Below are 13,755 nucleotides of genomic sequence, written 5' to 3' on the forward strand. Positions count from 1 at the left end.
GAGCCATGTCGACGATCTCCATGCCCGAAGTGACCTCGAACGCGGCGGCGCCATCCGACCCCGGGCCCGCGCGCAAGCGACGGAGGTTCCCGTGGGCCCCGCTCGCACTGCTCACGCCGGCCCTCATCATGCTCGCCGTGTTCATCGGCTGGCCGCTCGTGCAGCTCGTCATCATGTCGTTCCAGAAGTTCGGCCGCGCGCAGATCTTCGGCGCGCCGCCGGAGTTCATCGGCCTCGACAACTACGTCGCGGTCCTGGCCGATCCGGAGTTCTGGGCCGTCCTGGGGCGCAGCGTCGCGCTCTGCGTCGTGAGCGTCGTCGCCACGATGCTCCTCGGTGTCGCGATCGCCGTCATGATGACCAAGCTCGGCGCCGTCATGCGCACCGCCGTCTCGGTCTCGCTGCTGCTCGCGTGGGCGATGCCCGCCCTCACCGCCACCATCGTGTGGGGCTGGATCTTCGACACCCAGTACGGCCTCGTGAACTGGGTGCTCACCCAGGTCACGGGCAAGGACTGGATGGGCCACAGCTGGCTCATCGACCCCCTCAGCTTCTTCGCGGTCGCGGCCATCATCATCACGTGGGGCGCGATCCCCTTCGTCGCCTTCAGCACGTACGCCGGCCTCTCGCAGGTGCCCGGCGAAGTGCTCGAGGCCTCGTCGCTCGACGGCGCCGGCGGGTTCGCCCGCTTCCGCCTCATCGTCTTCCCCTACATCCGTTCGATCCTGCTCGTGCTGCTCGTGCTTCAGGTGATCTGGGACCTGCGGGTCTTCGCGCAGATCTATGCGCTCCAGTCGATCGGCGGCGTCCGCGCCGAGACCAACACGATCGGCGTCTACATCTACAGCGTCTCGATGGCCTCGGGCGATCTCGGCGCCGGCGGCGCGATCTCCGTCATCCTCGTGGTCATCCTCCTCGCCATCTCCGCCGTCTGGATCCGCACGATGCTCAGGTCGGAGGAGTCATGACCGTTCGTCCGCGCCGCGCCGTCTCGCGCGTCTTCCTCAACCTCGCCGCGATCGTCGTGATCGTCGCGTCGCTGTTCCCCGTCTACTGGATGGTGAACACGTCGCTGCTCCCGGCATCCTCCGTCCGTTCGACGCCGCCGCACTGGTGGCCCGACCAGTTCACGCTCAAGAACTACCAGGAGGCCTTCGCCGACGACGGCCTCGTGACGGCGCTCTTCAACTCGATGGCGGTGACCGGGATCACCCTCGTCGCGGCGCTCGTCTTCGCCTTCCTCGCCTCGATCGCCGTCTCGCGCTACCGGTTCCGCAGCCGCACGACCTTCATCGTCGCGATCCTCGTGATCCAGATGATCCCCGCGGAGGCGATGATCATCTCGGTCTTCCGCGTGCTCGACGGCTGGTACCTCATCAACACGATCATCGGCCTGAGCTTCGTCTACATCGCGATGGTGCTTCCGTTCACGATCTGGACGCTGCGCGGCTTCGTCAACGGGATCCCCGCGGATCTCGAAGAAGCCGCGATGATCGATGGATGCAGCCGCACGGGCGCCTTCTGGCGGATCACGTTCCCGCTGCTCGCGCCCGGGCTCATCGCGACGGGGGTCTTCGCGTTCATCCAGGCGTGGAACGAGTTCGTCTTCGCGCTGGTCATCATGACCCGGCCCGAGGCCATGACGCTGCCGATCTGGCTGCGCGCGTTCGTGCAGGCGACGAAGGCGACCGACTGGGCCCTCGTCATGGCGGCCTCGACGATCATGGCCGTCCCGGTGATCATCTTCTTCCTCATCGTGCAGCACCGCATGTCGAGCGGCCTGGTCGCGGGGGCGGTCAAGGGCTGATGGACGTGCAGGGTGCAGCCGCCTCCCGAGGGGAGGACGGCCCATGAGAGTCGGACTCGACATGGGCGGCACGAAGACGGACGCCGTCGTCGTCGCCGCCGACGGGTCGATCGCCGCGCGGGTGCGCCTGGCGACCGGCTGGGGCGGCGAAGAGATCGTCCGCACCGCGGTGGCCGCGGTGAACGCCGTGGCGACGGATGCCGGGATCGGCCTCGACGACATCGTCTCGGTGGGCGTCGGCATCCCGGGGCAGATCGAGGCGGGCACGGGGCGCGTCTGGCACGCCGTCAACCTCGGCGTCGACGAATTGGATCTCGCGGGCGAGGTGGCTCCCGTGCTCGGCATCCCCGTGCGCGTCGAGAACGACGTGAAGGCCGCCGCCTTCGGCGCGTACGCCCTGAGGGGCAGCACGCACGGCCTGGACCTCCGCCACGGCTCGATGGCCTACCTCAACCTCGGCACCGGGATCGCGGCCGGGCTCGTCACGAACGGCGAGCTCTGGCGCGGCGCGCGCGGCACGGCGGGGGAGGTGGGCCATATCTCGGTCGATCCGCAGGGCCCCGCGTGCCGCTGCGGCCAGCGCGGCTGCATCGAGGCCCTCGCGGGCGGCGGTGCGATCGCCGAGCGCTGGAACCGTCCGGGACGACTGCCGGTGCGCGACGTGTTCGACGCCGCCGACGCGGGCGACCCCGAAGCGGCGGCGCTGCGCTCGGGCCTCGCGGGGGGAGTCGCCGCTGCCGTCCGCATCCTGGTGCTCACCGCCGACGTCGACGTCGTGGTCCTCGGCGGAGGCGTCACGGCCCTCGGCGACCGGCTGATGACGGATGTCGCAGCCGAACTCGCCGCGAGCGCCGAGGCATCCCCGTTCATGCGGTCGCTGCGCCTCGAGGAGCGGGTCGAGCTGCTCCCGACGGGGTCGCCCGCGGCGGCACTCGGCGCCGCGCTCATCGGCGCGCAGACGGGCGAACCGGAAGAGGTGCTCACACATGGCTGAGGTCATCATCGTCGCGGATGCCGCGGCCGCCGGCGCGCTCGTCGCCGACGAGATCGTGCGGCTCGTCAAGCGCGACCCCGAGGCGGTGCTGGGCCTCGCGACGGGGTCCACGCCGCTCCCGGTGTACGAAGCGCTCGCGCCGCGGCTCGTGGGCGTCGACGTGTCGCGCATCCGCGGCTTCGCGCTGGACGAGTACGTCGGGCTCGACCCCGCGCACCCCGAGTCGTACCGCTCGGTCATCCGCCGCGAGGTCATCGAGCCGCTCGGCCTCGATCCCGCGCGCGTGCGCGTGCCCGACGGGTCGCTCGCCGGCATCGAGCACGCCGGTGAGGCGTATGAAGAGGCCATCCTCGCCGCCGGCGGGGTCGATCTGCAGATCCTCGGCATCGGCACCGACGGGCACATCGGCTTCAACGAGCCGGGCTCCTCGTTCGCGTCCCTCACGCGCGTCAAGACGCTCACGCAGCAGACCCGCCACGACAACGCGCGCTTCTTCGACTCGGTCGACGATGTCCCCCGCCACTGCATCACGCAGGGGCTCGGGACGATCCTCCGCGCGAAGCACCTCGTGCTCCTCGCCTTCGGAGAGGGCAAGGCCGAGGCCGTCGCGGGCGCCGTCGAGGGCCCGGTCACGGCATCCCTCCCCGGATCGGCGATCCAGCTGCACCCGCACGCGACGGTGGTCGTCGACGAGGCCGCCGCCTCCGGCCTGCGCTTCGCCGACTACTACCGCTACACCTTCGACAACAAGCCCGCCTGGCAGGGTCTCTGAGAGCTCGCCGCTCGCCGCTCGCGGCTCGCGGCGAGGGGCGGGGCGGGACGCGGCATCCGTCGTCGAGGTGCCAGTCGTGCGCGCAACTCGACGCCGAGTTGCCACATCTACTGGCACCTCGCGGGGCTGAGGGCACTTCTGCCCTTTCGCCGCTCGCGGCGAGGGGCGGGGAGGGGCGGGGCATCCGTCGTCGAGGTGCCAGTCGTGCGCGCAACTCGACGCCGAGTTGCCACATCTACTGGCAACTCGCCGGGCTGAGGGACGAGGCATCCGTCACCAGCGCGGCGCTGACGCGGACCTCGGGTGTCACTGCGCGAAGACCTTGCCCGGATTGAGGATGCCGAGCGGGTCGAAGACCCGCGTGATCTGACGCTGCAGCTCCCACTGGTCGTCGCCGAGCTCGTCGGCGAGCCAGCGGCGCTTGAGGACGCCGACGCCGTGCTCACCCGTGAGCGTGCCGCCGAGGCGGAGCGCGGCGCGGAAGAGGTCGTCCGCGGCATCCCACACCGCCGGGGGCACCTCGATCGTGCCGTCCTCGCCGATCTCGCCGTCGAAGATGAAGTTCGGGTGGAGGTTGCCGTCGCCCGCGTGCGCGACGGTCGGGATGACGATGCCGTGCTCGCGCTCGACCCGCGCGATCTCGTCGAACATGGCGGGGAGCGCGCTGCGGGGAACCGAGACGTCTTCGATGAGGGTCGTGCCGAGCGTCTCCATCGCGGGGTGCATCGAGCGGCGGATCGCGAGGAGGCGCTCGCCCTCGTCGCGGTCGTGCGTGACGGCGACCGTGCCGCCTGCCGCGCGAAGGGTCGCAGCGATCGCGTCGGCCTCGACGTCGGCGGCCGGCCCGTCGGTCTGCACGGTCAGCTGGGAGGCGCCGGGGGTGGGCGCATCGAGCTGCAGCAGCGCGTGGACGGCACGGAGGCACGCGGCATCCATCAGCTCCATGATCGCCGGCTGCACGCCCGACGCCGTGACGGCGGCGGATGCCTCGGCAGCGCTTCGCACGTCGGGGAACGTCGCGGCGATCGTCGCCACCGTGCCGGGGACGAGGCGGCGCAGCTTCAGGGTCGCGCCGACGATGACGCCGAGCGTCCCCTCGGAGCCGATGACGAGCGAAGTGAGGTCGAGGCCCGTGACGCCCTTGACGGTGCGGTGGCCGAGACGCAGGAGCCGCCCGTCGGCGAGCACGATGTCGACGCCGAGGACGGCATCGCGCACGACGCCGTACTTCGCGCACAGCAGGCCGCCGGCGCCCGTCGCGATGTTGCCGCCCACGGTGGAGATCGCGCGACTCGCCGGGTCGGGTGCCCACCAGAGGCCGTGCTCGCCGAGGGCGGCGTTGAGCTCGGCGTTGAGGATGCCCGGCTCGACGACGGCCAGGAGGTCGTCGGACCGCACCTCCAGGATGCGCGTCATCCGTCGCACCGACAGCGCGATCTCGCCGCCGCCCGCGTTCGCGCCGCCCGCGAGGCCCGTGCCGGCGCCGCGCGTGACGACCGGAGTGCGCGTCTGCGTCGCGATGCGCAGCGTCTCCTGCACGTCGGCGACCGACTCCGCATGCACGACGGCGAGGGGAAGACCGGATGCCGCGTGCCCCGACTTGTCGGCCCGGGCGTCGTGGCGGGCTGTCTCCGACGTGTCGACGCGCCCACCCAGGACGGCGCGGAGGCGGGCGACGACGTCGTCGGGGGAGTGGCTCACGTGAAGCGGCGCCGTCCGGCGAAGACGCCGATCGTCACCGCGACGATGCCGTAGACCAGGCCGATCCACGGCTGGCCCATGCTCCACCACGCCATCGTGGCCGAGGCGTAGACGAGAAGCTCGACGAGCGCGCGGACGAAGGGGTGGACGCCGAACACGGCGCGCGGCGAGACGAAGAGCGCCCACACGAGGATCGCCAGGAGCGGCGCCCCGATGCCGAACACGATGTTCCACGGGAACGCCCAGAACAGGAAGCCCCAGACGGCGAGCGAGACGAACGCGAACAGTTCGCAGAGGAACGCCAGGATGTCGATGCCCGAGAGCGGTGCCTGAGTGCCCGGCTCCGGTGTGCCCGGCTGCGGTTGTGCCGGGGCGGTGGGACGGACGTGGGGCGTGTCGGACATGACCTCCAGTCTAAGCCGAGGGCGCCGCCTGGCCTTCCGGGGCGACGGCGGCGATGACGACGCCGACGCCGCCGGCCGTGGGCGGGTTCTGAGGGCCGCCGGGATCGCCCCCGCCCGTCGAGTCGGTGCCGCTCGCGCGGCCCGCCGTGCTCCCGGCCTCGTTCGTCGGGCCCGACCCGGAGGTGCGGCCCGCGGTGTTCCCGGGCTCGTTGGCCGGGCGGGTTCCGCTGGTTCCCGGCGTCGCGGTGCCGCCGTCGGAGGCCGAGCCGCTGGCGCTGCTGGGGGCGGGGCCGTTGCCGGACGCCGCGTTGGCGCTGCGCGCAGTGGGGCCGCTGCCGCTGTTGGTCGGCGCGTTGTTGGCGTTGTTGGCGCTGTTGGCGGTGGGGCCGTTGCCGGCGGCGGTGTTGCCGCTGTTCGTCGTCGAGGCGGCGCCCGGCGTCGAGGCGGCGCCCGGCGTCGTGCTGCCGCTGTCGACCGACGTGCCCGAGCCCGTTGTCCCTGTGCTGCCGGAGCCCGAGCCGCCGTTGTTGCCGCTGCGCGGGTTCGCGTTGGTCTTGCCGTTCCCGTTGGCATTGCCGTTGCCGCGGCCGGAGCCACCGGTGGCCGGCGTGTCCGTCGCGCCGCTCCCGGTGTCGCCGGGCGTGGCGGTGCCGCTGCCCGAGGTGCCGCTCCCCTGGGCGCCCTGGCTCCCTCGCGCGGACTGCGGCTTCATCGCCGCGAGGATCGGCGCGAGGTCGGCGACGTCGCTGAGCCGCATCGTGCGGTCGGGAGCGGAGCCGTCTGCGACGCGGTAGCGCAGGCCGAGGCGCGCGTTGCTGTTGAGCTGGCCGTAGTTCGGGGCGAACGAGGCGCTCCCGCGTCCGGTCTCGTCGAGGAGCGCGTCGGCGGCGACCGCTCCGTTGAGCAGGACCTCGACCGTCGCCCCCGGGTCGCCTGCCAGAGGGAGGGTGAAGGTCGGCTGCGCGCCCGAGAACGACACGGTGGCCGCGGATGCCGAGGGCATGCCGATCGCGGGCTCCGAGGTCGCGCCCCCATCGCCCGGGAGGGTCTCGTCGGGAAGGGCTTCGCCGCCGGGCGCGGCCGATTGGTCGTCGGCGCTCTGGATCAACGCCGCGGGAGCCAGCGGGCTCGGCGCCGGCTGGTCGAACGCTCCGGGCGCGGCCATGGACGCCGTCACGGCCGAGCCGACGAGCACGGCGGCGGCCGTCGTCACGCCGATGAATGCGCCGATGCCCGAGAGCACTCCTCCGACGCCTCCCGCAGAGGCGGCCGCCCCGACTCCGACCGCTGTCAGCGTCGCGCCGGATGCGCTGCCGACCACGGCCGAGGACGTGCCGAATGCCGTCGATCCGACGGTCGCGGCAGAGCCTCCGGCGCCCGACCATCCGGTGCCGGCGACTCCCGCTCCGGCGCTCAAGCTCGCCGGCACCATGGGAGTCGCGCCGGCGGCGAGAGCGACGGCCGGGACCCCGCCGCCCTGCAGCGTCGCGAGATACGCGGTGGCACCTGTCGCGCCGAGCGCGAGGGGGAGGAGCACGAGGGCGAGCCGGCTCGAGACAGCCTTGGCCTCGGCAGCGACGATCGTGCAGCGCGTGCAGTCGGTCAGGTGCTCGTCGACCTTGCGACGGTCGCGGCGCGAGAGGTTCTCGCGCACGTGTGCGCCCAGCCGCTCGATCGTCCACTGGCAGTCCGAGCCGTCTTCGACCGCCTGCAGGTGCGCCTGGATCCACGCCTCGCGCAAGCCCTCTCGCGCGCGGAACGCGAGCTGCGCGACGGCGGTCGGCTTCATGCCCAGAAGGGGAGCGACCTCGGCCGGCTTCATCTGCTCGATCTCGGTGTACCAGAGCACCTCCTGCCACCGCGTGGGCAGGCTCCGGAAAGCCCGGTGCGTGAGGCTCCGGTCGAGCGCGGCATCCGTCGCCTCATCGCTCGTCGCGGGGTCTTCGACGGTGTCGAGCAGATCGACCGTGCTTTCCCGGCCGCCCCGCCCCCACGCAGCCGCCGTGTTGCGGATGCTGGTGAAGAGGTAAGCGCGAAAAGAGCCCGTCGGCCCGCCGCCGCGGAGGATCGACTGGTAGATGCGGGCGTACGCCTCCTGCACGAGGTCGTCGGCATCGAGCCCCGGACTGACCGAACGAGCCACCGTGATGCCCGAGCGGTAGTGGCGATGCCAGAGTTCGCCGAACGCGGTGCGGTCGCCCGAGCGCGTGCGCAGGACGAGATCGGCGTCGGCGGTCTCCGGGCTCTCGCCCATCTCCACGGCGTCGCCGGGGCTGTCGATGCTGGTCACGCGGAACTCCGGATCTGCACGGTTTCGGGACCATCGCCGGTCAGCGTCGACCATCCCCCCAAGTAGTCCTATTCTGCGGTTTTCTGGGCTTTTGCGCTACGCCTCCGAATCTCTACGGGTTTTTTTCTGGATTTCGCGTCATAGAACGTCGATGAGCGCGTCTCATCATCAGGAGACATTGCCCGCTCCCTTCCCGGGAAAACCCCGCGGGCACGACGATCCGAGGAACGGAACGCCTCTGGTCGCCGCGGGATTGGAAAGAACTCGGGGGAGGGCTTTCCCGCCCACCGATAATTCCGGGAATTGCGGCCGTTGCACCTTGGGGATGCAACGGCCGCACCGTCTCCAGCGGGCGCCGCCGCCCCCCGTCGGCGCCCGCGGAGACGGATTAACTCCAGCCTCCAGAGAGGCGTGTGCGCCGCGCCGGTCAGACGAGGACGCCGTCGACCCAGACGCCCCGTACGCGGAGGTCCGCCGTGAGCAGCACGGCGTCGCCGAGCCTCCCGGGCGCCAGCGACCCGAGGTCGTGACCACGGCCGATCGCACGCGCGGGAACGCGCGAGAGAGCGTCCACCGCGTCGGCCAGCGGGACGCCGGCCGAGACGGCGAGGCGGAGCGCGGCATCCTGAGTCAGCGTCGATCCCGCGATCGCACCCCCGCCGGCAAGGCGCGCGACTCCATCGGCCACGTCGACTCCGAGCGGTCCGAGGTCGTAATGGCCGTCGCCCGCGCCGGCTGCGGCCATCGCGTCGGTGACCAGTGCGATGCGTCCGGGAGCGGCAACGAACGCGATGCGCACGACCTCGGGAGCCAGGTGCACCCCGTCGGCGATGATCTCGAGGGTCACGCGGGGATCGGATGCCGCGGCCCCGACCGGTCCCGGATGACGGTGATGAAGACCCGGCATGGCGTTGAACGCGTGCGTGAGGATGGTCGCGCCCGCGTCGAAGGCCTCCCGCGTGCGGGCGAGATCGGCCGAGGTGTGACCGACGGCGGCGGCCGCTCCCGCCGCCACGACGGCGCGGACGGCGTCGAGGCCTCCCGGCAGTTCCGGCGCGAGCGTCACCTGCCGCACCGTTCCGCGGCCCGCCCGCAGGAGCCGCGCTACCGCGTCGGCGTCGGGGGAGCGCAGCAGCGAAGCGTCGTGGGCCCCCTTGTGACCCGGGTCGAGGAAGGGCCCTTCGAGGTGCGAACCGAGGATGTCGGCATCCGTCGTCGTGAGATCGGCGACCATCGCCGCGCGCCGTTCGAGTGTCTCGAGCGGCGCCGTCACGAGCGAGACGACCGCGCGCGTCGTGCCGTGCGCGCGGTGGAGCGCCCGAGCCCGGCGCACGGCGTCGGGGCCGTCGTCGTACGAGGAGCCGCCACCGCCGTGCCCGTGGATGTCGATGAACCCGGCTGTGAGGACGGCCCCGTCTCCGGCGAGTGCGCGTCCGTCGACGACGGCCTCGGCATCCGGCCTGTCCTCTCCCGTCCCGCGCGCAGCGACCCGCCCCGCGGCGAGGAGCACCCACGCGTCGTCGGTCGCGACGCCGTCGTCGACCAGGCGGACCGAGTGGATGAGCGTCGTCATCCGGTCGCCCACGGGATCTCGGGGGACGCGTGGAAGCCGATGCCCAGGCGCGTCCACAGGGGGCCGAGTTCTCCGACGCGTGCGCGGAACGACTCCCACGAACGCTCGGGGATCGTGCCGGTGGCAGGCGACCACGCCGCTTCGGCGGCGGCAGCGATGCGCGGGAAGGCGAGCTCGTCGATGTCGGCGAGGTTCCGCACGGTCTCGGTCCACAGGGGTGCCTCGACGCCGAGGATGTCCTGCTCGCCGACTCCCTCGATGATTCCGCCGGGCTCCCACGAGTACGCGCGCTCGACGCTCGTGGGGCCGTTCGCCCACTCGAGGCCGAGCGCGGTGCCGGCGTCGTACTTCATGTCGAGGTAGACGGCGTCGGACGGCGACAGGATGAGCTGCGAGCCGTGGCGGACGAACGCGCGCGCCGAGTCGTCCATGCCGTCGGTGGGTGTCGTGAAGCCCCAGTACTGCCCGATCGTGTCGGGATGAAGCCCCGCCGCGGCGCCCGCTTCGTGCCACGCGATCGGCGTCTTTCCGAGGTCGGCGACGATGGCGCTCGCGCGCTCGATGAACTCTGCGAAGTCGGCGGGATCGGTGCCGAGCGCTTCGTCGCCGCCGAGGTGCAGGTAGGGCCCCGGTGTCATCGAGGCGAGCTCGCCGAACACGTCGGAGATGAAGTCGTAGGTCGCCTCCTCGTGGATCTTCAGCGACGAGAACCCGACGGCGATGCCCTGGTACAGCTCGCCGGGCCGGGGCTCGCCGCCCCCGAACCGCGCGATGACGTCTTCGATCTCGGGCGAGAGCACGGGGTCCTGGGCGAGTCCGGGGTAGGCGACGCCAACGGCGTGCGTGTGCCCCGGCAGGTCGATCTCGGGGACGACGACGACATGGCGGGATGCCGCGTACTCCACGATCTCGCGATAGTCGGCCTTCGTGTAGAAGCCGCCGGGATCGCCTCCGACCGACGAGTCCGCCGCGAGGGCCGTGAGCTCGGGCCGCGAGGTCAGCTCGACGCGCCACCCCTGGTCGTCGGTGAGGTGCAGATGGAGCGTGTTGAGCTTGAGGCTCGCGGCGCGGTCGATGAGCGCCGTGACGGTCTCGACGGGAGCGAAGTGCCGCGCGACGTCGAGCATGACGCCGCGGTAGGCGAATCGCGGCGCGTCGGCGATCGACACGGCCGGAACGTGCCATCCGTCCCCGTCCCGTGCGATGAGCTGCCCCAGCGTCTGGACTCCGTAGAAGAGGCCGGCGGCGTCTGCTCCGGTGACGACGACGGATGCCGCGTCCGCCGTGAGCCGGTAGGACTCCGGTCCGTTCCCAGCGCTCGAGGCGTCGATGCGCAGCTCGATGGTCCCGGCGGCGGCGACGTCGTCGGCCCCGGAGGGGGCGCCGGGCTCGATGGCCAGACCCGTGCGCGCGCGGATCAGCGCCGCGAGGACGGCCGCGGCATCCGTCTCTCCTTCGATGCGCACCGCCCCATGAAGGGCGAACGGCGCGGACTCGATCACCTCGAGGGAGGCGGGAGCGGGGACGACGGCGACACGGGGCACAGTGTGTCCATTCTGATCGGTGCGCGCGCGATCCGATCATGTAAGGAGTCTTAACAAAAGGCCGGTCCCACCTTAGCAGGGGGGAGTCGGCGGCATCCGTTATGCTCGGGGTGTCGCGACTGGCGTTGAGGTGGTCCACCACCGGGGAGCGACCGACAACGGCATTCGACCGCACGCCTGGGCCGATGCGGAGACTCACACCCGAAAGCCGTTCGTCAAGGAGATCGCCATGACCGATCAGTTCTTCAACGCCCCCCTCGCCGAGGTCGACCCCGAGATCGCGCAGGTCCTCGAGCGCGAGCTCGAGCGGCAGCGCGGATACCTCGAGATGATCGCGTCCGAGAATTTCGTGCCCGTCTCTGTGCTCCAGTCGCAGGGCTCGGTGCTCACGAACAAGTACGCCGAGGGCTATCCCGGGCGCCGGTACTACGGCGGCTGCGAAGAGGTCGACCTCGCCGAGGAGCTCGCGATCGAGCGCGCCAAGAAGCTGTTCGGCGCGCAGTTCGCCAACGTCCAGCCGCACTCGGGCGCCACCGCCAACGCGGCCGTCCTGCACGCGATCGCCCGCCCGGGCGACACGCTCCTCGGGCTGGCGCTCGACCAGGGCGGCCACCTCACGCACGGCATGAAGATCAACTTCTCGGGCCGTCTCTACAACATCGTCGCGTACGGCGTCGACCCCGAGACCTCGACGATCGACATGGACGAGGTGCACCGTCTCGCGGTGGAGCACAAGCCCAAGGTCATCATCGCCGGCTGGTCGGCCTACCCGCGTCAGCTCGACTTCGCCCGCTTCCGCGCGATCGCCGACGAGGTGGGCGCGTACCTGTGGGTCGACATGGCGCACTTCGCCGGTCTCGTCGCCGCGGGGGTCCACCCCTCGCCCGTGCCACACGCGCACGTCGTCTCGTCGACCGTGCACAAGACGATCGGCGGCCCACGCTCGGGCTTCATCCTCACCAACGACGAGGACCTCGCCAAGAAGATCAACACGGCAGTCTTCCCGGGTCAGCAGGGCGGCCCGCTCATGCACGTCATCGCGGCCAAGGCGACGGCGTTCATGCTCGCCGGCACGCCGGAGTTCAAGGAGCGCCAGGAGCGGGTCCTTCGCGGTGCGCACATCCTCGCCGAGCGCCTCTCGCAGCCCGATGTCGCCGCCGCGGGCATCTCGGTGCGCTCGGGGGGCACCGACGTGCACCTCGTGCTGGTCGACCTGCGTAACGCCGAGATCGACGGCAAGCAGGCCGAAGACCTCCTGCACGAGATCCACATCACCGTCAATCGCAACGCCGTTCCGAACGACCCGCGTCCGCCGATGGTCACGTCGGGTCTGCGCATCGGCACGCCCGCGCTCGCGACGCGTGGCTTCGGCGACGCGGAGTTCACCGAGGTCGCCGACATCATCGCGAAGGCGCTCCTCCCCGGCGCCGATGTGCAGCTCCTGCGCACGCGCGTCGCGGCGCTCACGGCGGCCTTCCCGCTGTACCCGGGTCTCGCGCAGTAGCGCGCCCGCTCAACGGAAGTGCCCTCGCGCGTCGGCGGCTCTTCTGATATCACTATCGACATAGGGATTCCGGATGCCTCGGCCGAGGCATCCGGAATCTTCGACTCTCCACCTCACGGCTCGCGAGCCCGACGGGAAGGCAAGGCATGACGGCACAGAAGCTGGACGGGCGCGCTGCTGCGGCCGACATCAAGGCGGAGCTGCGCGAGCGGGTCGCGGCGCTGAAGGAGCGCGGCGTGACGCCGGGCATCGCGACGGTCCTCGTGGGCGCAGATCCCGCGTCGCAGCTGTACGTCGGGATGAAGCATCGCGAGTCCGAGGCGATCGGCATGAACTCGATCCAGCGGGAGCTGCCCGCGGATGCGACGCAGGAAGACGTCGAGGCCCTCATCGACGAGCTGAACGCCGACCCGTCGTGCCACGGCTACATCGTGCAGCTGCCGTTGCCCAAGCACATCGACACCGACGCGATCCTCGAGCGCATCGACCCGTCGAAAGACGCCGACGGCCTGCACCCGACCAACCTCGGCCGCCTCGTGCTGAACGTCAACTCGCCGATCACGACGCCGCTGCCGTGCACGCCGCGGGGCGTCATCGAGCTTCTCGTGCGCAACGGCTACGAGCTCGCGGGCAAGCATGTCGTGGTCGTCGGGCGCGGGGTGACGATCGGGCGCTCGATCGGGCTGCTCCTGACCCGCCGCGAGTACAACGCGACGGTCACCCTGACCCATACCGGCACGGTGGACCTCGGCAAGCACCTGCGCGAGGCCGACGTCATCGTGGCCGCCGCGGGTGTCAAGCACATCGTGAAGGCGGCAGACGTCAAGCCGGCCGCCGCGGTGCTGGATGTCGGGGTCACGCGTGAGACCGACCCCGAGACGGGCAAGAGCATCGTCTACGGCGATGTCGCGCCCGACGTCGCCGAGGTGGCCGGCTGGCTGTCGCCGAACCCTGGCGGAGTGGGCCCGATGACCGTGGCGCTGCTCATGACGAACGTCGTCGAGGCCGCGGAGCGCTCGCTGCAGGACTGATGCGGCTGCGCGCCGCGCTGATCGGTCACCGCGGCTTCCGGAGGTCGCCCTGTCGTCCGGGCCGCTGACCCGTGAGGGCGAGAAACCGGCTCTCGCCCTCACGGGTCGCCCGCTCCGCCGGATCTCCGGCTGGGG

Annotated in this window: 11 protein-coding genes and 1 riboswitch; of the genes, 6 read left to right on the top strand and 5 right to left on the bottom strand. The window is 71.6% G+C overall.

Annotated features, from left to right (window positions below):
* Nucleotides 1-5: 5 nt before the first annotated feature.
* Genes ACSBPH_RS14000 through ACSBPH_RS14015 form a run of 4 tightly spaced genes read left to right on the top strand, consistent with a single transcriptional unit; the run spans nt 6 to nt 3,573 of the window.
* Complete coding sequence (locus ACSBPH_RS14000) at nt 6-968, top strand: carbohydrate ABC transporter permease (protein ID WP_442574927.1); 963 nt, start codon at nt 6-8, stop codon at nt 966-968.
* Nucleotides 965-1,807 (top strand): carbohydrate ABC transporter permease, encoded by an 843-nt coding sequence (locus ACSBPH_RS14005; RefSeq protein WP_442574928.1) that lies wholly within the window; start codon nt 965-967, stop codon nt 1,805-1,807. The genes ACSBPH_RS14000 and ACSBPH_RS14005 overlap by 4 nt, the downstream gene beginning before the upstream one ends.
* Before the next feature lie 43 nt (nt 1,808-1,850).
* Nucleotides 1,851-2,801 carry an ROK family protein gene (locus tag ACSBPH_RS14010; RefSeq protein WP_442574929.1) on the top strand — a complete coding sequence of 317 codons (951 nt, stop codon included), beginning with the start codon at nt 1,851-1,853 and terminating at the stop codon, nt 2,799-2,801.
* Nucleotides 2,794-3,573: a glucosamine-6-phosphate deaminase gene (locus ACSBPH_RS14015; protein WP_442574930.1), complete on the top strand. Its 780-nt coding sequence runs from the start codon at nt 2,794-2,796 to the stop codon at nt 3,571-3,573. The genes ACSBPH_RS14010 and ACSBPH_RS14015 overlap by 8 nt, the downstream gene beginning before the upstream one ends.
* A gap of 306 nt (nt 3,574-3,879) precedes the next feature.
* On the opposite strand, the gene ACSBPH_RS14020 is transcribed toward ACSBPH_RS14015, so the two are convergent.
* From ACSBPH_RS14020 to ACSBPH_RS14040, 5 genes are all read right to left on the bottom strand, one after another.
* Nucleotides 3,880-5,274: an FAD-binding oxidoreductase gene (locus tag ACSBPH_RS14020; RefSeq protein ID WP_442574931.1), complete on the bottom strand. Its 1,395-nt coding sequence runs from the start codon at nt 5,272-5,274 to the stop codon at nt 3,880-3,882.
* Nucleotides 5,271-5,678: a YrdB family protein gene (locus tag ACSBPH_RS14025; protein WP_442574932.1), complete on the bottom strand. Its 408-nt coding sequence runs from the start codon at nt 5,676-5,678 to the stop codon at nt 5,271-5,273. The genes ACSBPH_RS14020 and ACSBPH_RS14025 overlap by 4 nt, the downstream gene beginning before the upstream one ends.
* Before the next feature lie 10 nt (nt 5,679-5,688).
* Entirely contained in the window at nt 5,689-7,968 is a 2,280-nt protein-coding gene (locus ACSBPH_RS14030) for a sigma-70 family RNA polymerase sigma factor (protein WP_442574933.1), read from the bottom strand.
* Nucleotides 7,969-8,395: 427 nt separating this feature from the next.
* The gene (locus ACSBPH_RS14035; RefSeq protein WP_442574934.1) at nt 8,396-9,541 is read right to left on the bottom strand and encodes an N-acetylglucosamine-6-phosphate deacetylase; all 1,146 of its coding nucleotides are present in this window, start codon (nt 9,539-9,541) and stop codon (nt 8,396-8,398) included.
* Complete coding sequence (locus ACSBPH_RS14040; protein WP_442574935.1) at nt 9,538-11,085, bottom strand: beta-N-acetylhexosaminidase; 1,548 nt, start codon at nt 11,083-11,085, stop codon at nt 9,538-9,540. Before ACSBPH_RS14040 ends, ACSBPH_RS14035 begins: the two co-directional genes overlap by 4 nt.
* A 105-nt stretch (nt 11,086-11,190) precedes the next feature.
* Nucleotides 11,191-11,275: riboswitch (ZMP/ZTP riboswitch) on the top strand.
* Between the two features lie 39 nt (nt 11,276-11,314).
* Between ACSBPH_RS14040 and glyA the strand changes: the two genes are divergently transcribed.
* Complete coding sequence (gene glyA, locus ACSBPH_RS14045; RefSeq protein WP_442574936.1) at nt 11,315-12,589, top strand: serine hydroxymethyltransferase; 1,275 nt, start codon at nt 11,315-11,317, stop codon at nt 12,587-12,589.
* Nucleotides 12,590-12,735: 146 nt separating this feature from the next.
* Nucleotides 12,736-13,620 carry a bifunctional methylenetetrahydrofolate dehydrogenase/methenyltetrahydrofolate cyclohydrolase gene (locus ACSBPH_RS14050; protein WP_442574937.1) on the top strand — a complete coding sequence of 295 codons (885 nt, stop codon included), beginning with the start codon at nt 12,736-12,738 and terminating at the stop codon, nt 13,618-13,620.
* Nucleotides 13,621-13,755 lie beyond the last annotated feature (135 nt).

The organism is Microbacterium sp. F51-2R, from assembly GCF_052180235.1.
Classification (GTDB): domain Bacteria; phylum Actinomycetota; class Actinomycetes; order Actinomycetales; family Microbacteriaceae; genus Microbacterium.

Excerpts from the sequence above, each read along its gene's own strand:
- ACSBPH_RS14000 (WP_442574927.1), top strand. The coding sequence starts at position 6 with ATGTCGACGATCTCCATGCCCGAAGTGACCTCGAACGCGGCGGCGCCA.
- ACSBPH_RS14005 (WP_442574928.1), top strand. The coding sequence starts at position 965 with ATGACCGTTCGTCCGCGCCGCGCCGTCTCGCGCGTCTTCCTCAACCTC.
- ACSBPH_RS14010 (WP_442574929.1), top strand. The coding sequence starts at position 1,851 with ATGAGAGTCGGACTCGACATGGGCGGCACGAAGACGGACGCCGTCGTC.
- ACSBPH_RS14015 (WP_442574930.1), top strand. The coding sequence starts at position 2,794 with ATGGCTGAGGTCATCATCGTCGCGGATGCCGCGGCCGCCGGCGCGCTC.
- ACSBPH_RS14025 (WP_442574932.1), bottom strand. The coding sequence starts at position 5,678 with ATGTCCGACACGCCCCACGTCCGTCCCACCGCCCCGGCACAACCGCAG.
- ACSBPH_RS14035 (WP_442574934.1), bottom strand. The coding sequence starts at position 9,541 with ATGACGACGCTCATCCACTCGGTCCGCCTGGTCGACGACGGCGTCGCG.
- glyA (WP_442574936.1), top strand. The coding sequence starts at position 11,315 with ATGACCGATCAGTTCTTCAACGCCCCCCTCGCCGAGGTCGACCCCGAG.
- ACSBPH_RS14050 (WP_442574937.1), top strand. The coding sequence starts at position 12,736 with ATGACGGCACAGAAGCTGGACGGGCGCGCTGCTGCGGCCGACATCAAG.